Source organism: Natronomonas sp. CBA1123 (genome assembly GCF_009741925.1).
Lineage (GTDB): Archaea > Halobacteriota > Halobacteria > Halobacteriales > Haloarculaceae > Natronomonas.
In genome coordinates this window covers 14,204-34,744 of record NZ_WPCC01000011.1, presented here as the reverse complement: position 1 = coordinate 34,744, position 20,541 = coordinate 14,204, and the positions used below count along the sequence as shown (strand labels likewise).

The following is a 20,541-nucleotide window of genomic DNA, read 5'->3' as shown; positions in this document are numbered from 1 at the left end:
TATGTGAGCAGACGCGGACCCTATTTGTGGCCTCGACGCGATGGCACCGACGTGCGAACGAGTTTCAACATCCCCGACGAGACCCTCGCGGAGTTCGACCGCGTCTGGCAGGCGGAAGGCATCGAGAACCGTTCGCGTGCCGTCCGGGAGGCGATGTCCGAGTACATCGAGTCCCACGCTCGCCTGGAGGACACCGACGGCGAGGTCGTCGCACTGTTGGGGTTCGATTACCGCCACCACGAGGTCATCGGTGAACTCCACGCGATTCAACACGAGTACCAAGACGTCATCCTGAACACGAGCCACACACATCAGGGTGAGTGGTGTCTGGAGTCGCTGTTCTGTCGGGGCACATCGGAACGCGTTCGACAGTTGACCTACCGTCTTCGGGATTTCGACGGCGTTCGACGGGTGAAGACGATGATAATCCGCGACGAGGCGTGAATGGTCTTGACGGCCTCCGAAACCGATTATTGGGTCGGGGTGTATCGTTCGCTTGGTAATGCACTCGACGCTCGTGGCGCTGTTGAAACACAACGCGAAGCACGCCTCGGAGTACGACACCCGATTCGAGGGCCTCCAGCACGGGCAACACCCCGAGGCGGTCACCGTCTGTTGTTCGGACTCTCGGGTTCTGCAGGACCAGATGTGGGGCAACGACGACCCCGGCCACCTCTTCACCTGCGGCAACATCGGTAACCGAGTCATCGACGGCGCCGACGGCGAGGAGTTCGTCTCCGGTGACGTACTCTATCCCATCGAACACACCGGAACGGACCTCGCCGTCGTCGTCGGCCACACCGGTTGTGGCGCCGTCACGGCGACCTACGACGCACTCACCGACGGCGTCTCTGAACCGCCGGGCATCGAACGCTGTCTCGACCTCCTGAAACCGCGCCTCGAAGACGGCGTCGAGGCCCTCCCCGACGACATCGACCGGTCCGACGCTATCAACCGCCTCGTCGAGTGCAACGTCGACCGGCAGGTGCAGTTCTTGCGTGAGAGCGACGACGTACCCGAGGGAGTCAGCGCCGTCGGTGCCGTCTACGACTTCCAGGACGTCTACGGTGGCAAACGCGGCGAGGTCCACGTCATCAACGTCGACGGCGAGCGCAGCACGGAGACGCTCCGGGCGGAGAACCCGGAGGTAGCCGACCGGATAGAGCGGCTCTGGGAGTACTGAGTGCAACTCACGGGCGTCGTCTGTAGCGGTAGGTCGATGAAAATAGCGACCGTTGTCGGTATTTCTTTGTAATTTTATATAAAAATGCTTATGCTGTGTGGAAGTGTCTAACACACAGATGAGTCCACGAAGAGTTCCTCGTTCGTCGCGAGATTTGTCGCCGTCGCAGCTTAGCCGTCGTCAGGTACTAGCGGGAAGTGGGCTGGTGGCGCTTGGCAGCCTGAGTGGCTGTCTCGGCAGCCTCGCGAGCGCGACGACTACCACGGGAGCATCGCCCGCAGCACCGTTCGCGGGCGTCGGTGAGTACACGGGACCGTCGCCAATTAACGAGCCAACCGTATACAAACTCACGCCAACAGTCTCCGCCGACATCGGGCCCGTCTCAGACGAACTCGAACTCGAAGCGTGGGTGACCGCAACCGCTATCGGGGCCACCTGCTGCTTCGACTACAATGGAGATGAGAGTGGAAGCAACCGAGCCAACTACAACAACACTCGGAGCAACCGCTCGGTCATCCGCGGCCCGGGCGACGCAGACTCGGACGCCGACGGACTCGACGACACGGTCGAACTCCGCTCGAAAGCTCTGGACCTAGAGAACCAGCTGCTCTCCCAGACGAAAGCAGCAACCGACTCAATCAGCAAGCGCTCCGCACGCACGGGGCGGCGCGGCATCGCAGACATGGGTGACACCATCGAAAATATACAGGCGACCCTCGAACGCTGCTCCGATGACGTGTGCGTAACCGTCCGAGAGCACGCAGATGGTCGAACGAAACTGACTCAGCAGGCGACCGCGCACATCGAAAACGGCGAGTGGGATGCCGCCGGCAAAGCCCTTCAAGACGTACAGGAAATCGTCGAAGGAGACATCGAACTGCTTGAATCATCGTTGGAAGACACTTCTGAAGCGTCTCTCGGCAATCCTCGTCTACAGGAGTTGACCGGAGCGAGTGCCGAAGACATCGTTGCACTCTACGAGTACCTCGCTGGCGAACCCATACTCAGCGAGCAATTCACCATCGCGGTCCCTGACGCTCGTCTCTCCGCTGGGAACGTCGCGCTCGTCGACGAACTCACGCCTCGCCGCCTTATCGAGTACGTGACCGGCCGGTCCGACGACGACGGGCACGTCTACGCGTGGGGGGACAATAGGGTCTCCAACGAAAACAACGATTCCAGTCCGATTTACGAAGGCGACGCAGTCGGTGGAGAAAGCGCGCTCAACAGGGGCCTCATGACTGACGACAATACGCTGTACGACTCCGACACGTTCCGCTCGGCCGTCTCCGGACCAGTCGACACGGGAATTCACCTCGAAGCATCGGGCGATAACGGGACAATCACTGTCACCGTACAGAACGACCCGCCACAGGCTACGGAGACGACGCCCTCCCTTGCGGTCAGTGCTGATGAATCGGCTCCCGACCGCGCCGACTTCGACGAGTGGGGTCCTGAAAACGGTGAGAGCGCGGTCACGTCGACGCTGGTGTGCCCGATTATGGTCGCGCCACCGGACTGCCCATCGCCGTTTCCCGCGCTGTTGTACGTCCGACGATGTAAGAACGCGGACCAGTACATCTACACGGGTGGCTGGGTCATCGACGATGGCAGCCTCTACGGGAACACAATCACCACCTTGCCGGTGAGTGGCCCAACAGCAGTCATCGGCGTTGGGGGTGGTGATTTAGATGGCGATGGCTACGGTGACGTGATGGCCCGTCGACTGTCGGGAGACGGAGACCACCGAGGAGCGCGGCTGTTCGATGGGACGGTATCGGATGCGGTTGCCGAGGGTGTGCTTTCAGAAACAGAAGGTGAAGACATCATCCTTCGGAAGCGACCGGGGCGAACGAAGGCCCAAAGTGAAGCCGGTGGTGAGGCGGAGAACACGTTCGTCTGCCAACCTAACCACCTGTCGGCACCAATCGTCCACTTCACGGGGGCCAGCGCCGCTGACGACGTGAAGTTCAAAGCCGGCGCCGAACTCTCAAAGAGCGTGAACTGAACGACCTCGGGTCAGCGTGACTCCCGCTGCTCAACTTTGTTCAGGTCGTAGACTGATGTAACACGATTGCGTCTACTTTGCCGCTTTCTTCGAAACTCAGTCATCGTCGGCGGTGTACGCACCACCACGGCGCTTAATTCGAGCAACCACGATGCGCCGTTTGTTTCGCTGGCAGATACGGCACCTCTGAGAGAAACGAAGCGACGCCAGAATCGCCAAGCCGTTGTTTTGGACTGAAATCATGTCAGTCGTTGTGAGTCGGTGACTATCGAGTTATCGTCCGATTCGACCGGAGCGAGAGGGTCGTACAGAGCAGGTCAGTAGGGGATCGGTCGTCAATCTGCGGCGGGTTTCACTGAACAGAGATGCGAATCGGTCGATACAGGTGTTTTATTAATCATTTGATGCACCAATATTTTAACTATACACAGTATGGGTGCTGGCATAATGAAATCTCGCAGAGATGTAATATGGATAGCACCCATCCTCGCTTCGGTAACTGCCGGGTGTAGTTTCGAGAGCGTCACAGCCCCAGACCCGAATAGACCCGACCTCTACGTCTGTAACGAGACGGATGGACACGTAGAATACAATATTGAACTAGAGCGGACGACAGCAGAGAATCAAATCCTGCTTGACGAACGGGGCGAACTCGGAATTGAGTCGGAGACAGGGAGTGACTCCGAGTGTAGGTATTATTCGAATATAATCACAGAACCGGGGTCGTATACGCTTCGACTCAATCTGTCTCTTCCCTACGAGGTAACCGTGTTTTTTGATGAGCCGGCAGAACCAACCAACCGAGAGGATGATTCGGACGGTGTCGGAATTACGCTATTCGAAGACACCTACACAACAGAACTGTATTCTGCGAAGGTATAGAACAGAAACTCGGCAAGTCTACTGTGGCCTCACTGGCGATTTCAGTTCCCTCTCTCAGCACCTATCATCCGAGGTTTCACGGAGTATAGATAATCACCAAGTCGCTCAATCCGCAGACCTACCTAGCGGTTGTTCCACCACTGAGGGTGTGAAACGTACCTCATCTCTCCTCGCGTTGCTGTCGAAGCGTGGCATTCGCGCGTTCGACGTAGGAGTTTGACGACCAGCTGCGGGCGTCACTCATCTCGGCCAAAATCACCTCAGCGGTGTCGGCTGAGAGCGCGTCGTTCCGAACCAGCGCGGTGAGAAGAATCGGTGTTGTGACGAGGCGGGTTTCGGCCAGCGACGCATGGACGAGCGCGAGCCGATTGAACTCGTCACAGAGCAGCTGCACGGCGTCCACCTCGTTCGCCAGCGTGACCGCCGCGTTCTCACCATCGTCCAACGGAAACGTCTCGTCCAGTTCGACGGAACGCACCTCGAACGCGGAGCGACGGTCGAGAACCGCTTGTGACCCCTCGCCGGAGGCGTCGTCGTAGGACGCCGTCTCGGTGAGTTCGTCAACGACCTGCTCTGGGACGACCACGGTGTGCGAATCGAGGAGGAAGTCGAGTGGGTTCGGTGAACTGTCCGCCACGGTTCCGAGGCTCACGAGGGCGGACGTGTCGGCGACTATCAAAACCATCTACGAGTCGGCAAGTTCCTCTGCGACTCCGTCCACGAACTCGTCGGTCAGTTGCTCTTTCAGCAGTCGGAAGTTGGCGGCCTCCTCGTGCCCGACGAGGTCCTTCAGTTCCTCGAACGTGATGTCGTCGTCGTAGTAGGCGTCCGCGATCTCCTGTTTCACTTCGTCGGAATGCGCGGCGTCCCGCAGGTAGTCCCGAAGCGCGGAAATGAGGATGTCAGTCCGATCCGTCTCGAACACCGCAGCGAGCGCGTCGGCCCGGTCTACCAGCCCCCTCGGTGCACGGAACTGGACGCGCTTTTTGTTGGACTCGGAACTCATATGTGTACAATGTGAGTGCAGAGCCAAAACGCTTGTCCCCTCGTCACTACCACATCCTTCGGAGCCACCGAAACCGGACATGGTGTTTTTCACCGAGCCTGAATTGAAAGAGTAGCTATCGGAAGAATATCCTGAGAGCTAATCAGGCTCAATACGGCGTCTATTGCCAGATTTCGAGCTACTGACTCTCTCGTTGTTCGACTTTGTTCAGGTCGTAGACTGATGTAACACGATTGCGTCTACTTTGCCGCTTTCTTCGAAACTCAGTCATCGTCGGCGGCGTACGCATGTTCACGGAAAATAAGCTCGTGGGTAATAGTGGGTAAGTCTTATCCAACGGTAGGCCGTAGTGGATACCATGACGAAAGTGGACGCTCACGACCTGCGAACCAACGAAACCGACGACCGAGGTCGAATCTACCTCGGTACGGAGTACGCGAACAAGCGCGTGACCGTCGCGGTCGTCGAAGTCGAGTCTGAGTCACCCGACGAGGCCGAATTAGCCGCTGCGTACCGCGAGGCTTCCGAGAGCGCTGACCATCTCACTGAGGAGTGGACGGAGGCATCCGACGAGGCATGGAACGGACTCGATGAATGAGCGATGATACAGAGATTCGGCGTGGCGATGTCGTAGTTGTTCGTCTCGACCCTGCTGAGGGCCACGAGATGAAAAAGACTCGACCTGCGGTGATTGTGCAAAACGATATTGGAAATCGCAACTCCAGCACGACTATCGTAGCTCCGGCAACCGGTATCCATCAAGGCTATCCGTTCGAGGTGTTGGTCGAAGCGGATGGGTCACCGTTCGACAAGGACTCCTCAGTTCGTCTGGATCAGATTCGCGTCGTCTCTGTCGAAAAACGGATTCACTCAGTTCTCGGGAGTCTGAGCGAGCCGACCATGGCCGAGGTGGACGAAGCTCTAAAACTGAGCCTCGGGCTGGATTGAAACACGGGTTAAATACACCTGTTGCCGCCGTATATCGGTCTTCGCGCGGTGAGGATATTCTGTGTCTCACGTCCAGTCCTCGTCACTCATCGCCATCCGTGCCGAACCGCTCTCGGGCCTCCTCGGCACTCATGGTTCGCCCCTCGCGGAAGTCTTCCTCCGCTTCGAGGAGGGCGACGAGTTCGTCGCGGTCGAACGTCGGGAACTCGATTGCGTCGCGCAGCGTATACCGGATGAACTCGCTCCGACTGTTGAAACCGCGTCCCTGCCACGTCCCGTCTATCTCGTCGAGAAACGACTGGGTGACCTTGAAATTCACCGTGACGATTTCGTCCTCGTCGTTCTCTTCTGTGGCTGCTCCAGATATATTTTTGTGTTACTACTTTCTTACTAAGTTGTTTCGCTGGCAGATACGGCACCTCTGAGAGGAACGAAGCGACGCCAGAATCGCCAAGCCGTTGTTTTGGACTGAAATCATGTCCGTCGTTGTGAGTCAGTGACTATCGAGATATCGTCCGATTCGACCGAAGCGAGAGAATCGTACAAATCAGCGCAGTAGAGCACCGGTCGTCAATCTACGGCGGCTTTCCCTGAACAGAGAAATGCGAATCGGCCGATGAAGGTCAACAATGTAACACCAGCAGTCGAGACCCACCCGCAATCTATCAGAAGTTCGGTGCTGAATAGAGGGCGCGTATCGGTCACGAAAGCTGGATCAAGAGTTCCCTGACCGAATCATCCGGTAGAGAGCGTGGAGCAGTCCCCCATCAGTATGCACTGGTACGAACGAGCAGACGACCCAAACTGTAAGAAGCTATGAGGTGGACTCTATGATACGCTCCCGGCATCTGCTCAACCCAACACGGCAGTTTCACGCTTCAGTACGGGACCAGGGACTTAGAGGGCCACTTGTTGTAATTTGCTCATCAGCAAGGAGCCGATCATGTACCATACACGCTACAATGCCAAACAGCGCGGCCACGATTCCGACGACGCCAAAGGAGGAAATCACGAGTTCGCTCCCGTTTAGCAAAAACACCGATGTGAATACACCCAGGATGAATGAGCCATGAAAAAACGTCGCGGCGAGCACCGACTGGGCCCGGACAGTTAGGTAGGTGTAAATCGGCGACAAAGCCACGGTTGCAACAGTCATCGTAGCAATCCCGACCACCGGTTCGTCCGGGAACTGGAGTCCGAGAAAGATGAGCGGAGTGTGCCAGATTCCCCAGACGACACCCGTCAATAGCGACAGTTTCCAGAACCCGAGTGGTGCCAACTCCGTAAGTAACAGCCCCCGCCAGCCGAGTTCTTCGCCGAGGGCGGCGAGCGCGAAGAGCGTTCCCCCAAGGACGAGTCCCAGTCCAGTCAAGAGGACGAATACCGGAACGCCGGTCTGTTCCAGTTCTGCAATCGTGTCAACGGCTTCCGCCTCTGTGAAACCGAGTTCGAGCAAGAACGCCGAATATTCAGTCGTAAACGTCGTGTCCGGAAGCGCGAGACCGACGCCAATCATCGCGGCAGTAAGCCCACCCGGTGCTATCCAGGCGAGGACATTCCACCGAATGCGCCCTCGGTAAAGACCGGTTCCCTTCCGAATGGATGCTCGGCGATACCGAAGAAGTGTGATCGCCGCAATGGCGGGGCCCCCCATGAAAATAATAGTACCAATGCCCTGCCCGGCGCTACTTCCGATATCGACATCGGTAAAATATAGCACAGTCATACCACCCCAGGAGATGGCAAACGTGAGGACGAGAAACTCCGATACTTTTCGAATATCTACCGGAGTCTGTCGTAACGTTCTTTTCGACACGTGGATATGTTCGTTCAATACAGTAATAACACTAGGGCCGACGATTGATACGTACGAATACTGAGTTGGTGGTTCACCGCCCTCAGAGGTGAAAACCCATCCATTCGAACAGTTCTATGATACCTACGAGTGTCATCAGGTCCGGATAGAATATCCACCGGCAACTATGTCCAGGACATCCGACGAAACCTGAACGAATAGCACACTAGAATCTCGTACCGCATACAGCTTCGACATTTTGCACGCCGCGAAGAACATCTATCCGAACTAGTAGAATCGTCAGTGGCCGATGCGCAGACTCGACCGAGCGGCTAGTCAGGCCAATTTAACGTGAAAGAAAGGACTGTACAAAACTGTGTTATGTGCTACCGAGACTCGCGTTGCTCCACTTTGTTCAACTCGATGAGCAGCCGGAAAATCGCTTTCACGAGGTTGTCGTCGACGCCGAATCGCTGAGCGTTGTCGCCGGCGCGGTCCATGACGGCTTGCTCTTGGGACTCGTCAGTCGTCGGGAGTCCCTGTTCGCGTTTCACCGCGGCGATACTCTCGGCGACGTAGGTCCGTTGGGCGATGAGTTCGACGATTTCGCGGTCGATTGTCTGTATCTCCTCGCGGAGTTCGTCGAGGTCCATTTCGGCGGGGTCGCCACCCGTTCGAGCGGCGGCCTCGTCGCTCACTTCGTCGTCGCTCCCGTCTGTTGTGTCGTTGTCAGCCATGTGTGTCCGTCTCGTTGGTTCCAGCTGTCTTTCAGTCGTTCGAGTGTCTCGCGGTCGCCGACGGCGGTGTAGCTCGGTCCGGTTCCCGAAAGCGACGCCGCCGATTCCGGCATCGCCTCCACGATGGGTTCCGTCGGGTAGCCCAAGGCCGCACAGAAGGCGAGTCCGTTGACGCACATCGCTCGCTCGTAGTCGCCGTCGGACGCCAGTTCGTACACCACGTCGGCCATCGGCGCGACCCGCTCACAGCGGCCAACGTCGGCGTCGGCGGAAAACGAGCGTTCGTCGGGCGTGTAGACGAGTACGTCCCACGTCGGTTCGTCCCGTCGGAGGAGTACGTCGTCGGTGTTGTCGGTGACGGTGACGCCACCGAGCATCGACGCCGAGGCGTCGTCGAAAGCGCCCGTAATCGTCACGCCGGCGTCGCGAGCGGCTTCGACGCCGAGGCGGCAGGCGTCTTCGCGGTCCATCTCGGCGTCGAGGGCGTCCAGTGTCGCCAGCACGGTCGCGTTGGCGGCGGCACTGGAGGATTTGAGTCCCGACGCCATCGGCACCTCGCTTTCGGTGCGGACGTGGCCGCCCTCGCCGTCGCCGAAGCGCTCGACGACGCTCTCGACACATCGCTCGATGAGGCGGGTGTCGGCGTCGGGCGCTTCGGCCACCTCGCCGGTGACCTCGCCGGTGGCGTCTAACTCCACGGTCGCCTCGGTGTAGGCGTCGATGGCGAAGGCGGACCCGTAGCCGTTCGCCAGGGCGTTCAGTACGGTGCCCGCTGCGGGGGCGACTGCGCGACCATCCATCGGCCGAACCTCGACCGGGCGGCTACAAAGCGGTGGCGGTTAGCGCAACGGCGTGACTACGCTTCGAGTAGTTCGATTCGGTTCCCATCGGGGTCACGGAGGAAGACGAGTCGTGTCCCGCTTTCGGTCGTCTGTGGCTCGCTAATCGTCTCGACGTCGTCGGACAGGCCTGCGACGAAGGCGTCGACGTCCTCGACTGCGAACCCGACGTGGCAGGCGCCCGGTTGGTTGAGCGCCGAGGTAGATGCCGCGCCCTCGGGGTCGTACTCGACGAGTTCGATGCGGACGCCGTCGGCGTCGAGGTGTGCGAACGTTCCGGAGGCGCCATCGACGTCGACGGCGGTCGCGAACGCCTCGCCGCCGACCTCGAACCGGGAGACGACTTCGAGACCGAGCGTGTCGCGGTAGAAGGCGACAGCACGGTCGAGGTCCGAGACAGTAAGGCCGACGTGGTGAGCCGTGAGGTCGGTCATGGATGGCACCACTCACTGACCGACAAAGGCACTTCCGACGGGCGAAGACAGTTGGTGCTCGCCGCTGTAATGAATCCATGTCACGACCGGAGATTCCGGCACCGGGGTTCGGCACGTCGGGATTAGCGGGCGAAGAGTGCATCGACGCGGTCGGTTCGGCGCTCGAAGCGGGCTATCGCCACGTCGACACCGCACAGATGTACGACAACGAAGCGGCGGTCGGCGAGGCGCTCGCCGAAAGCGGCGTCGACCGCGAGGCGGTGTTTCTCGCGACGAAAGTACACCCCGACTCGCTGGCGCCCGAGGATGTACGCGAGACGACTGTGGCGAGTCTCGACAGACTCGGCGTCGATATCGTCGACTTGCTGTACGTCCACTGGCCGATTCGAGCCTACGACGCCGAGGCGACGCTGTCGGCGTTCGACGAACTCCGGGAGGCGGGGTTGACACGCCACATCGGCGTCTCGAACTTCACGCCCGAACTCCTCAGGGAGGCCCGCGAACTGCTCGACTCGCCAATCGTCGCCCACCAACTGGAGTGTCATCCGCTGTTACCACAATCCGAGTTGGCGGACATCGCCCGCGAGACGGGCCACCGGCTCGTCGCGTACTCCCCGCTCGCACAGGGGGAGTTACTCGACCATCCCGTTGTTCAGTCGGTCGCCGACGACCTCGGTGTGACGCCCGCACAGGCGGTGTTGGCGTGGCACCTTGACCGTGACATCGTCCCGATTCCCAAGGCCCGCGGCGAACACGTCCGGGAGAACATCGGTGCCACGGACGTCGAGTTCACCGACGACGCCCGGGACCGCCTCGACGGCATCGACGAACGACGACGCGTGGTCGACCCCGACGGTGCGCCGTGGAACTGACGGCGAAGCACGACCCGAACCGACAGCAACGTCCCGCCTGGTGAGACCACAGTGAGTGGGTGGTATGTGGTAAGAAACGACGCGCAAGCGACATGAAATCTTAACGAACGTTAATTATGTTTGACGTAGGATAGGACGTAATCCACGGTCGACGAGATTCAGCGGACAGCGCTGTCCGAACTTGTCGTCGCGTTGGAGTGGATTACAGCGGCAGGAGGAACTCATGGCAACAACACACCAATCGGAGACGGTAAAGCAAGGAGTCGACCTGGAAGCGTTCCACGAGTTCGTCGAGCACGCGACGGCCAACTCCGAGGAGATACAGATGGAACTCGGGGCACGTGCGCCCTACGAGGGACGGCTCTTTCACAGTCTGGCGAGAGTCGACGAGTACACGCTCGGCGACGAGGAAATCGAACGAGAGACCCGGGAGTACACCCTACCGATGGGGGCCTGGAGGGAGGTAGAGGAAGCCTCCGGCTTCGTCGACCCGACGGACCGAATGGAACCCATCGAGGTGGCGCTGGCCGCACTCAGCGGCTGTCTGAACGTGGCTGTAGGCGTCACCGCGTTGGCCAACGATATCGAACTCGAGGGCCTCGAGACGAACGTCCGACTCGACTTCGACCCGCGCGTGGTCCTCATGATTCACGATATCGAGGACTCCGAAAACACGTTCGAGAACATCCGCGTCGAGATAGAAGTCAGCGGCGACGACCTCTCGGAGGCGGACGCCGAACTCCTCGCCGAGGGCGCAAAGCGCTCGCCGGTCTGGAACCTGATGCATCTCGCCCACGAGATGGAGCCGGTCGTCGATATCCAACGGCCGATAGAGGCTGACGATTGACCGAGGACGAACGCCCCGCTACGTCTTTTTTCGAGTTTCGAGCGGGCATCCCAGCGACGAGCGGCCGGTCCCCCTCGTCGCCCAACCGCCCCGCTTTTGCCGTCGCCGGCCGAACCACCGTCAATGAGCCAGCGAAGCGACATCGCACCCGACACCCTCTCGGTCTCGCTGGAACCGGAGGGCGTCGAGGTGGAGTACGTCGACGGGCGGTCGGTGTTCTACCACGGCGTGCCGGCAAAGCGGGAGGAGTCGGTCGTCTGTGGCCCCGGCAAGGACGTTCACGTCCTCGTCACCTCCCCCGACGAACGGGAGGGCGTGATGGTGTACGTCAACGACCGCAACACCCACGACGACATCCTCGAATCGACCGGCGTCGGCCGGGTCATCATCGAACGCGGCGAGGAGACCTCGCTGTTCCCCGGCGTCGACGCCGAAAATCACGGCTACCGAGTCGAAGTGTCCGCCGACCCCGAAGCCGCCCGTGGACGGGTGTTCGTCTTCGCCGAAGACGAGATGGGAGAGGCCTCCTACGAAATCGTCTCGGCGAGCGACGACGGGGGGCGAAGGCGGTGCCGACGAAGACGGCACCGAGGACGAGGACACCGCCGACGGGGGCGAGTAATGCCACTGAAGAAAGCGTGGGAACCGCTCGAACGGGCGACCGTGGGGAAGGCTCCGGACCGCTACGGCGTGTACGAACTCGGCGACGGCAACGGGAACGTTCTCGCAATCGACCACGGACCGCTCCGTGACAGCCTGAAGGAAGCCCTCGCCTACGGCGACGGCGAAGAAGTTCGGTGGCAGACGACCCAGAACCGCGAAGAAGCCGAACGTCTCACCGAGGACCACCGGGACCGGCTGTAACCGACGCCCATCACTCGCTGTCGGCTTCCCGAATCCGCAGTTCGCCATCGGCGGCCGTAATCGCGAGGGTCGCCCCGGCAGCCTCGATTCGGAGTTCGTCCGCGTGGATGCCGTCGGCGCCGCGGGACCGCAACAGCGTCACGAGTTGGTCGAGTTCGCCGTCCGTCGCGGTGACCGTCTGGGTATCGACCGACCCCGAATCGGGTGTTTCCTCCGGCTCTCCCGCGATGCCGACGACGTTGCCGCAGTCGACACACTCCAACAGCGTGACGCCGGGCGTCTCGCTCGGAACCGCGTCCCCACCGCAGCGCTCACACGTCCTCTCGCTGTCGGGTCGTGACTCCTCGGAACCCATCAAACGCGTCACCGTCCCGACGGACAATAGAGGGTCCGGTTCGCGCTGTGACCGACCGATACCTAATTTGTTGGGCAGTACGCCCATACCTCACGCGGCGGAACTGCGAGTGCACCGCTCGGCGGCACTGGGTACCTGTCGAGACGGTGCCACCGTCACGCATCGAGTGCGTGACGTTCTCCCCCACCACTCCCCACCCCGTTTTCGTCCTCGAACGGACCGGATGAGCCGTCGGGTCCGGCCTCGGACCTCGGGAAGCGAACCGTGAAACGAGTACCGTCGTCGGTGTCGACCACATCGATGCTGCCGTCGTAAGAATCGACGAGTTTCCGGACGAGGTACAGTCCCAGTCCGTCTCCATCGCTCGATTTTCCCCGGACCTCGGGGTCGAACAGGTCGTCTCGAACCGACCCCGGAATCCCCTCTCCGTCGTCGTCGATGCCCACGACGACGGCATCGCCGTCGGTTGTGCCATCGACCGTGACGGTGAGGTTCTCGGTCGGATTGTGTGTGACGGCGTTGTCGAGGAGGTTCTTGAACAACTCGACGACGAGGTCGTCTGCCTCGACGTACAGTGCGTCGTCGATGTCGGTGACGACGTTCGCCTCGGGGGCCTTCGACTGTATCAGCGAGCTCTGTTCCCGAAGCACGGGGGCGAGGTCGATGGGTTCGAGGTCGCGGCCCCCGGTCTCGGATTCGATAATCGCATCGGCGGTTTCGAGCAGTTGTCGCATCGACTCGGTCCGGCCCTCGATGTGTTCGAGGTACTCGCGTTTCTGCTCGCCCTCGACCTCGTCACCGAGGAGGTCGGCGTAACCGCCGATGGTCACGAGGTCGTGGCGAACGTCGTGTCGGAGGAGTCGAAGCAGGAACAACAGCGTGTCCCGCTGGTCTTCCTTCTCCTCGACGAGCCGTCGATTCTGGACGGCCTGCCCCCGATTGAGGCCGATGAGGACGCCCGCGGCGGCGCCGACCGACCCGACGACGACGAGTTCGTTGAGGAGTTCGAGGGTTAACTGCCCCGCGAGGAGGTCGGGAGCCGACGCCCAGAGGACGAACAGCGCCATGAGTCCGAACCCGCCGGCACACCACTTCGCGGCGCTGAAACACTCCGCGGCGTCGAGGTCGCTCCGGTAGATGGTCAGCCCCGACATCACGACGATGTACCCGAAGACGACGTGGACGACGATTCCCAGCACCGCTTGATTGACCGACGAGGTCCCCGGAAGTCCCCAGGCGAACCAGAAGGTCAGTCCCGCGGCTGCGAGGGTCACGCCGAGGGAAATGAACACGAACCCCCACCGTCGACCGGGGCTTCCGAGCATCGTCCCTCCTTCAGGCCCCAGATTAGTATACGTGTCGCCCGATTGTCTGAAGTCGTCGGACGGCGGGTGGGCCACGGGCGTCGCCGCTCAACTCGCATGAACGCTTTTGTCCGTCGCCGTCGCTGGGGACGGTATGGCGTACAGCGCGGTCGACGACATCGAGGACGCATATCGGGCCACCAAAGGGCTCCTCCTCCCGTTCGAACTCCGGCGGTGGCTCCGTCTCGCCGTCGTCGTCTTCTTCGTCTCCGGGCTGAGTGGGGTCACTCTCAACACCGGGTCGGTCAGTAACCTCCCGGCCCCGCCGGGACCGGGGGTTTCGGGGCCGTCCATCTTCGATAGCCTCCCGGCCGTACTCGCCATCGCTGGAGTTGTCCTGCTCGTGGCGCTGGCCTTCACCCTCGTCGGGTCACTCATGGAGTTCGTCTTCGTACGCATCGTCGAGCGGCGAGACGTTCGGATTCGCGGCCCGTTCGGCGAGAACAGCCGGAACGGCGTCTCGCTGTTCCTGTTTCGTCTCCTCGTCGGGGTAGTGCTTCTCGCGACGGTACTGTTTCTCGCCGCGCTCGTCTGGGGGTTAGGCGTCGCCGGCGCCGTCATCGCAGTGCTGCTGTCGCCAGTCATCGTCGTCGGAGTAATCGGCCTGTATCTCCTCCACCGCTTCACCGTCGACTTCGTCGTTCCGGTGATGCTCGTCGACGACGTCGGCGTCGTCGGAGGCTGGCAGACGTTCGCCCCCGAACTGCGCGAGAACGCCGCCGAGTACGGCGTCTACGCACTCGTCCGAATCGGCCTCGGCATCGCGTTCGGCGTCGTCGTGGGCATCGGCTTCGTCGCCGTCGGAGTGCTGGTCGGCATCCCCTTCGCCATCCTCGCCGGCGTCGTTCTCGTCGTCCAGTACTTCGTCGGTCTCGGCCCGGTCTTTTTGTTCCTCGCCGTCGTCGGTATCGTCCTCTACGCCATCGCCGTCACCGTCGTCGGCGTCACCGTCGTCCAGACGCCCGTCTCGACGTATCTCCGCCACTACTCGCTGTTCGTCCTCGCCGACGTCTCGCCAGCCTACGACCTCGTCGCCGAGATTCGTGACGACGCCGACGAACCGTCGGCGGACGACTGAACGTCAGCGGTTGTCGAGGGCGATAACGACTACACAACCGAGGAGACAGCCGACAGCGAGTGTGTACAATCCCCGAGCGACGACCGACGGCGCACCGAGTTGGACGGCCCCGAACCGAGCCAAAAGAAGCACCAACGCTACGGACAGGAGCGCGATTATCTGTTCGCGTGCGGTTCCGGGAACCTCCATTATCCGTCGTCGAACGTGACCGAGACGTCGGTGTCGAACAGGGCGTAGAACCCGGCGAGACCGAGCAGCGCGAGCGTGCCGATTTCGAGGCCGTGGCCGAGGATGTGAAGCGGTCCGTGTACGGCGATATTGAACGCTTCGGACGCGATAACGGTCGAACCGGCCAGCAGTGCCGAGCCGACAAGCCCGCCGACCCTCGCCCACCCGCCGCGGGTGAGCGCGAACGCTGCCGCGACGACGACGAGCGCGAGGACGATGATGAACGCCGATTCCCCTGCCGGGTGACCGGAGTGAAGCGGAAGCATACCGGTTGCCTCGGAGTCGTCCGATACAACAGTTCCGGTCGAACTCTCGCCCGTGCCGGCAGGATTTATGCACGCCTCGCGTTCACACCCCTCTATGACGGACGACCGACAACTGAGTTTCTGGGCGTGGGGGTACGAGGACAAACTCCCGGACGACGACGAGCGCCGGGAGTTGGCCGCCCGAATCGAGGGCATGCTCGGCTTCCCGGAGCGGCCGGTGATGGAGTATCCGACGCTCGACGACATCGACATCCCCGACTCACGCATCGACGTGCCCGAGGAACTTGCCGAGTTCGTGACGACTGACCGCCGAGCACGGGCCAGCCACACCTACGGAAAGGGGTATCGGGACCTCGTTCGCGGGTTCCACGGCGACTTCTCGAAGGCTCCCGACATCGTGGCGATGCCCCGAGACGAAAGCGACGTCGAGGCGGTCATCGAGTGGGCGACGGCCGACGGCGTCGCCGTCGTCCCCTTCGGCGGCGGCACGAGCGTCGTCGCCGGCATCGAGTGCGACGGCGACGGCTACGCCGGCGTCTGTTCGCTCGACATGCGGGAGATGGACGCGGTACTGGAAGTCGACGACCACTCCCGAAGTGCGAAAATTCAGGCTGGTGCGACCGGCCCCGAGATACAGGACCAACTGCGGGAGTACGGCCTACAGTTGCGCCACTACCCGCAGTCCTACGAGTTCTCGACGTTCGGCGGGTGGGTCGCCACCCGCGCCGGCGGCCACTTCGCGACGCGATACACCCACATCGACGACTTCGTCGAATCGGTCCGGGCGGTGACCCCCGCCGGAACCCTGGAGACGCGCCGACTGCCCGCCTCCGGCGCCGGGCCAGACCCGAACCGATTTTTGTTGGGTAGTGAGGGCGCCTTCGGCGTCATCACGGAGGGGTGGACCCGGGTCCAGCCCCGGCCACCGCATCGGGCCCGGGCGACGATGTACTTCGACGACTACTGGGACGCCGTCGAGGCGACACGGGACATCGTCCAAGCGCGACTGTATCCCGCCAACTGCCGACTCCTCGACAGCAACGAGGCGATGTTGAACGAACTCGCCTTCGACGGCAGCCACCTGCTCGTGTTGGGCTTCGAGTCGACGGACCATCCCGTCGACGACGACCTCGAGCGGGCGATGGCGTTGGCCGAAGCCCACGGCGGCACCTGCCCCGAGGGACCGACGATAGAGGACCGCTCGGCCGATAACGGCGAATCGGACACCGACCGCTCGGACTCCTCTGAGGGGTCCTGGCGCGATTCCTTCATCGAGGCGCCGTACATGTTCAACTCGCTGGTCTCGATGGGCGTCCTCGTCGACACCTTCGAGACGGCAGTGACCTGGGAGAAGTTCCCCGACCTCCACGAGGCGCTCCAGGAGAACGTCGTCGGCGCGATGGAGGACGAATGCGGCGCCGGGTTTCTCTCGTGTCGGTTCACGCACGTCTACGAGGACGGCCCCGCGCCGTACTACACCCTGCTCGCGCCGGCCGAGGTGGGCAGAGAGCTAGAGCAGTGGAACGTCATCAAGCAGGCCGCATCGGATACGCTGATGGAGTACGGCGCGACCATCACCCACCACCACGCCGTCGGCCGGGTCCACCGTGAGCACTACCACGAGGAGGTGCCGGACGGCTACCTCGACGCCCTGCGGTCGATGAAGCGGACGCTGGACCCCGACGGCATCATGAACCCCGGCGTGCTGCTGTAGGCCTCACCGACGTCTCGTCCGGGGGCCATCGGTTTCTTACCACACCGTGTCGAACGTCCGACACCATGAGCAAACTGCTCCGTGTGCTGGGCGGCCTCGTCCAGACCGTCGTCACGTTCGTCGTGTTGATAATCCTCGCCATCGCCGCCTTCTACGTCACCGTCTTCGTCGTCTCGACGGGGGCGGGGCTGGCCGGCTACGACCCCAGCGGTGACTTCGTCGTGTTGGCGGCGGCGCTGTTGGTCGTCGCGGCGCTACTCGGCGGTGTCCCGTTCCGTGGCCTGACCGAGCCACCCGAAGAGGACAACGCCCGCGACCCGACGACCGGCTTCGAGTAGCTACGTTCCGCCGAAGAGGTCGCCGATTTCTTCGCCCTCGTTTTCGCCGGGGAGGATGTCCCCGATGCCGGCACCGAACGCGCCGGCCGTCCAGACGACGCTGATTCGACACAGGCTGAGAAACGGCTCTGCGGTGTCGAGGCGTCCCCACAGCGCCATCGTCGCCGTGGCGGTCAGAAACGCGATGACGAGGACGCCGACCAGCCGCTTCGGGACGAATCCGAAGGCGAGTTGTATCTCGACTTCCCGAAACTCCGCGTAGTACAGCAGGCCGGCCGTGATGGTGACCACGAAGACGGCGTTGGCCAAGAAGTACACCGGAACGCCGTACACCAGCGAGGTGGCGAAGTGAGAGCCGATTTCGAGGACGCCGCCCTCGACGACCAGCGGCAGCGAGAAGATGGTCGACCCGACGAACGCCTCCAGTACGTCTCTGGTCGTGTATCGCTGGATGTTCCGCTCGACATTGTCGAGCGTCCGCTGCTCGAATCGGTGCAGTCCCTCGGCGAGGCGGCGGATTCGACGGGCACGGCGACGCTCCTCTCCGGCCGACACCGACTCCTCGAGGGACTCCAACCGTTCGAGTACCTCGGCGGTCGTCGGGTCCTCGTCGGCCATAGGGGGGTCTCGCCCACGGCGGGCAAAGAGTTGTCGCCGGTTCAGGCCGTCGCCGCGCGGGCTTCGAGCCAGTCGACGATGCGCTCGGGCACGTCGACGTCGGGGTTAGCCGCGTTCAGCGCCTTGAACTCACAGGTCGCGTTGACCTCGTGGACGGTGTATCCGGTCCCGGTCTCCATGAGGTCGACGCCAAGCAAGCCGCCACCGACGGCTTTCGAGGCTTCCTCGACGAGATGCCGCACCTCGCCGGTCATCTCGAAGGCCTCGACGCTGCCGCCACGGGCCGCGTTCGTAATCCAGTGGCCCGACGAGCGGGTCATCGCCGCAATCGGTTCGCCCTCGGCCGCGAGAACGCGGATGTCGCGGTCCGGTTTCTCGACGAACTCCTGGATGTAGAACACCTTGTGCTCGTAGCCGCCGAGGACGTCTTTGTGTTCGAGGACGGCCTCGGCGGCGGCGCGAGTGTCGAGGCGGGCGATGAGCCGGCCCCAGGAGCCCGTGACCGGCTTGAGGACACAGGGATAGCCAAAGCGGTCACAGGTGTCGAGGGCGCTCTCGACGCTGAACGCGATTTCGGTTCGGGGCGTCGGCACGCCGGCCTTATCGAGGGCGAGACTCCCCCGAACTTTGTCGGCACACACCCACGTCGGTTCGGGGCCGTTGACAACCGGCACGTCGTAGTGAGTGAGAAACCGGCTGACGTACCGGACGCGACTCGACTCCAGACAGCGGTTGTACGCCAACTCGACCCCGTCGAAGGTATCGGGCGGATGCGGCCCCTCCAGACCGAACCCCATCCGCGAGGCGTCGACTTTCACTACCGTCGTGACCGCGTTCTCGGAGCGCGTTCAACAGTAACTTCTCGTCCTCTCGAATTCTCGTGTAGACGAAGCCCAGACGCATGGCGCTACTACGGCCGGCTCTCGCTTACCAGTTGTGTACTGGTAACAACCCACAATACGAAGTCTCCGGGTCCGTCGGAATCCAAACTTTTGACACGACGCCGCGTCAGACGACACCATGGCACTCGGATTCGTCCGACGGCATCCGCTCGCGACGGCAGGCATACTGGTCGGTGCTGTCGGCATCGCCGGTTCGCGCGTCGAGTCACGACTGGACCCCGCGGGCTGGAACCCCCCGGAACCTCCGGCGATGACCGGTCCACTGAACTCCAATCGGAGCCTGACCGGTCGGGAGACCGTCGTGGAGTGTGAGGGGCCAGAGGACGTGGCCTTCGACGACGAAGGGAGACTGTACACCGGTACCGAGGACGGCGCGGTCGTCCGGACGACGGAACCGGTCGACGACGGAACGACCAACGCCGAGTTGGAACCGTTCGCCGACACGGGTGGTCGCGCACTCGGCATGGAGTTCGACGGCGAGAACTTGCTCGTCGCCGCCGAAGGTGCGGGCCTGCTGTCTATCGACTCCGCTGGAGAAGTGACGACCCTGTCGGACAGCGCCGACGGCCGCGACATCGTCTTCGCCGACGACCTCTACGTCGCCGACGACGACACCGTCTACTTCACCGACGCGACGGTCCACGAACTGTTCCAGGACGAACTGTTCGAACTGCAGGACACCGGTCGGCTGCTGGCCTACCATCCCGACTCCGGGGAGACGACCGTCGAGCTGGCGGACCTCGGCTTCGCCAACGGCGTCTGTCCCCACGAGGACAGCGAGTCGCTTTTGATAACGGAGACCTCCCGATATCGCATCACGCGATACTACACCGAGGGCGACCGCGCCGGCGAATCCGAGGTCTTCGCCGAGAACCTCCCCGGCTACCCGGACAACATCGAGGTCGCCGGCGACGGCGACCACTGGGTGGCGATTCCGAGCCTCCGGGACTCGACGCTGGACGGCCTCCACCGAGTACCGTGGGTGAAACGCCAACTCGGCAAGTTTCCCGAGGCCGTCTTAGAGCAGGTCAGCGGCGACGCCTACGGACTCGTGTTGCGGCTGGACTCGACGGGTGACATCGTCGAATCGCTGCACGACCCCACCGGCGGCGTCTTCGGCGTCACCTCCGCGACCCCACACGACGGCGCGCTGTATCTCGGGTCGCTGTTCGGCTACCGGGTCGTGCGCTGTCCGCTGGAGTAGGCGACCGATTCAGTTTCACCGCGCTCTCGCAAGGTTATAGACGGCGTGGCGGGAAACGA

At 62.2% G+C, this 20,541-nt stretch carries 24 protein-coding genes and 2 pseudogenes; 13 read left to right on the top strand and 13 right to left on the bottom strand.

Features of this window, described 5'->3' with window-relative positions:
- The first annotated feature begins 51 nt into the window (after positions 1-51).
- The 4 genes from GJ631_RS07240 to GJ631_RS07220 all read left to right on the top strand — a co-directional run bounded on the left by GJ631_RS07240 (position 52) and on the right by GJ631_RS07220 (position 4,073).
- Complete coding sequence (locus GJ631_RS07240) at positions 52-444, top strand: CopG family ribbon-helix-helix protein (protein WP_370518580.1); 393 nt, start codon at positions 52-54, stop codon at positions 442-444.
- A gap of 58 nt (positions 445-502) precedes the next feature.
- Positions 503-1,183, top strand: coding sequence for a carbonic anhydrase (locus GJ631_RS07235; protein WP_156708510.1), 681 nt, complete (start codon positions 503-505; stop codon positions 1,181-1,183).
- 205 nt (positions 1,184-1,388) lie between these two features.
- Entirely contained in the window at positions 1,389-3,191 is a 1,803-nt protein-coding gene (locus GJ631_RS18520) for a hypothetical protein (RefSeq protein WP_197424894.1), read from the top strand.
- Positions 3,192-3,638: 447 nt separating this feature from the next.
- Positions 3,639-4,073: a hypothetical protein gene (locus GJ631_RS07220; RefSeq protein ID WP_156708509.1), complete on the top strand. Its 435-nt coding sequence runs from the start codon at positions 3,639-3,641 to the stop codon at positions 4,071-4,073.
- Between the two features lie 160 nt (positions 4,074-4,233).
- Here the strand turns inward: GJ631_RS07220 and GJ631_RS07215 are convergent, their stop codons facing one another.
- Positions 4,234-4,758, bottom strand: coding sequence for a hypothetical protein (locus GJ631_RS07215; RefSeq protein ID WP_156708508.1), 525 nt, complete (start codon positions 4,756-4,758; stop codon positions 4,234-4,236).
- Complete coding sequence (locus GJ631_RS07210) at positions 4,759-5,079, bottom strand: hypothetical protein (RefSeq protein WP_197424892.1); 321 nt, start codon at positions 5,077-5,079, stop codon at positions 4,759-4,761. It lies immediately after the preceding gene.
- A gap of 358 nt (positions 5,080-5,437) precedes the next feature.
- Here GJ631_RS07210 and GJ631_RS07205 point away from each other — a divergent pair, with 358 nt between their 5' ends.
- Positions 5,438-5,677, top strand: a complete 240-nt coding sequence (locus GJ631_RS07205; protein ID WP_156708507.1) for a hypothetical protein — start codon at positions 5,438-5,440, stop codon at positions 5,675-5,677.
- Positions 5,674-6,027: a type II toxin-antitoxin system PemK/MazF family toxin gene (locus tag GJ631_RS07200; protein WP_156708506.1), complete on the top strand. Its 354-nt coding sequence runs from the start codon at positions 5,674-5,676 to the stop codon at positions 6,025-6,027. Before GJ631_RS07205 ends, GJ631_RS07200 begins: the two co-directional genes overlap by 4 nt.
- 82 nt (positions 6,028-6,109) lie before the next feature.
- Here the strand turns inward: GJ631_RS07200 and GJ631_RS07195 are convergent, their stop codons facing one another.
- From GJ631_RS07195 to GJ631_RS07175, 5 genes are all read right to left on the bottom strand, one after another.
- Complete coding sequence (locus GJ631_RS07195) at positions 6,110-6,394, bottom strand: ribbon-helix-helix domain-containing protein (protein WP_370518582.1); 285 nt, start codon at positions 6,392-6,394, stop codon at positions 6,110-6,112.
- 504 nt (positions 6,395-6,898) lie between these two features.
- Positions 6,899-7,543 carry a CPBP family intramembrane glutamic endopeptidase gene (locus tag GJ631_RS07190; RefSeq protein WP_197424890.1) on the bottom strand — a complete coding sequence of 215 codons (645 nt, stop codon included), beginning with the start codon at positions 7,541-7,543 and terminating at the stop codon, positions 6,899-6,901.
- Between the two features lie 665 nt (positions 7,544-8,208).
- Entirely contained in the window at positions 8,209-8,559 is a 351-nt protein-coding gene (locus GJ631_RS07185; RefSeq protein ID WP_370518579.1) for a chorismate mutase, read from the bottom strand.
- Positions 8,517-9,359, bottom strand: a complete 843-nt coding sequence (locus tag GJ631_RS07180) for a shikimate kinase (RefSeq protein ID WP_156708504.1) — start codon at positions 9,357-9,359, stop codon at positions 8,517-8,519. Before GJ631_RS07180 ends, GJ631_RS07185 begins: the two co-directional genes overlap by 43 nt.
- A gap of 56 nt (positions 9,360-9,415) precedes the next feature.
- Positions 9,416-9,832, bottom strand: a complete 417-nt coding sequence (locus GJ631_RS07175) for a VOC family protein (protein WP_156708503.1) — start codon at positions 9,830-9,832, stop codon at positions 9,416-9,418.
- Positions 9,833-9,909: 77 nt separating this feature from the next.
- Here GJ631_RS07175 and GJ631_RS07170 point away from each other — a divergent pair, with 77 nt between their 5' ends.
- The 3 genes and pseudogenes from GJ631_RS07170 to GJ631_RS07160 all read left to right on the top strand — a co-directional run.
- The gene (locus tag GJ631_RS07170; RefSeq protein ID WP_156708502.1) at positions 9,910-10,704 is read left to right on the top strand and encodes an aldo/keto reductase; all 795 of its coding nucleotides are present in this window, start codon (positions 9,910-9,912) and stop codon (positions 10,702-10,704) included.
- Positions 10,705-10,927: 223 nt separating this feature from the next.
- Entirely contained in the window at positions 10,928-11,551 is a 624-nt protein-coding gene (locus GJ631_RS07165) for an OsmC family protein (RefSeq protein ID WP_156708501.1), read from the top strand.
- A gap of 123 nt (positions 11,552-11,674) precedes the next feature.
- A pseudogene (locus GJ631_RS07160) lies at positions 11,675-12,100 on the top strand (DUF5796 family protein); the annotation flags it as partial.
- A gap of 325 nt (positions 12,101-12,425) precedes the next feature.
- Here the strand turns inward: GJ631_RS07160 and GJ631_RS07155 are convergent.
- Positions 12,426-12,770, bottom strand: a complete 345-nt coding sequence (locus GJ631_RS07155) for a hypothetical protein (RefSeq protein WP_156708500.1) — start codon at positions 12,768-12,770, stop codon at positions 12,426-12,428.
- 155 nt (positions 12,771-12,925) lie between these two features.
- Complete coding sequence (locus GJ631_RS07150) at positions 12,926-14,095, bottom strand: HAMP domain-containing sensor histidine kinase (protein ID WP_156708499.1); 1,170 nt, start codon at positions 14,093-14,095, stop codon at positions 12,926-12,928.
- Positions 14,096-14,228: 133 nt separating this feature from the next.
- Between GJ631_RS07150 and GJ631_RS07145 the strand changes: the two genes are divergently transcribed.
- Positions 14,229-15,212 (top strand): hypothetical protein, encoded by a 984-nt coding sequence (locus tag GJ631_RS07145; protein ID WP_156708498.1) that lies wholly within the window; start codon positions 14,229-14,231, stop codon positions 15,210-15,212.
- A 3-nt stretch (positions 15,213-15,215) separates the two neighbouring features.
- Here GJ631_RS07145 and GJ631_RS07140 read toward each other — a convergent pair whose 3' ends face one another.
- Positions 15,216-15,401: a hypothetical protein gene (locus tag GJ631_RS07140; RefSeq protein WP_156708497.1), complete on the bottom strand. Its 186-nt coding sequence runs from the start codon at positions 15,399-15,401 to the stop codon at positions 15,216-15,218.
- A complete protein-coding gene (locus GJ631_RS07135; RefSeq protein WP_156708496.1) occupies positions 15,401-15,706 on the bottom strand; it encodes a hypothetical protein in 306 nt (101 codons plus the stop codon). The genes GJ631_RS07140 and GJ631_RS07135 overlap by 1 nt, the downstream gene beginning before the upstream one ends.
- Positions 15,707-15,800: 94 nt before the next feature.
- Here GJ631_RS07135 and GJ631_RS07130 point away from each other — a divergent pair, with 94 nt between their 5' ends.
- The gene (locus GJ631_RS07130) at positions 15,801-17,420 is read left to right on the top strand and encodes an FAD-binding oxidoreductase (RefSeq protein WP_156708495.1); all 1,620 of its coding nucleotides are present in this window, start codon (positions 15,801-15,803) and stop codon (positions 17,418-17,420) included.
- 65 nt (positions 17,421-17,485) lie between these two features.
- Positions 17,486-17,758 carry a hypothetical protein gene (locus tag GJ631_RS07125; RefSeq protein WP_197424888.1) on the top strand — a complete coding sequence of 91 codons (273 nt, stop codon included), beginning with the start codon at positions 17,486-17,488 and terminating at the stop codon, positions 17,756-17,758.
- On the opposite strand, the gene GJ631_RS07120 is transcribed toward GJ631_RS07125, so the two are convergent.
- Positions 17,759-18,376 (bottom strand): DUF2391 domain-containing protein, encoded by a 618-nt coding sequence (locus tag GJ631_RS07120; protein WP_156708494.1) that lies wholly within the window; start codon positions 18,374-18,376, stop codon positions 17,759-17,761.
- A gap of 41 nt (positions 18,377-18,417) precedes the next feature.
- Positions 18,418-19,279: pseudogene (locus GJ631_RS07115) on the bottom strand (RimK family alpha-L-glutamate ligase).
- A 117-nt stretch (positions 19,280-19,396) separates the two neighbouring features.
- Between GJ631_RS07115 and GJ631_RS07110 the strand changes: the two are divergent.
- Positions 19,397-20,482, top strand: coding sequence for an SMP-30/gluconolactonase/LRE family protein (locus tag GJ631_RS07110; RefSeq protein ID WP_156708493.1), 1,086 nt, complete (start codon positions 19,397-19,399; stop codon positions 20,480-20,482).
- Positions 20,483-20,541: the final 59 nt, after the last annotated feature.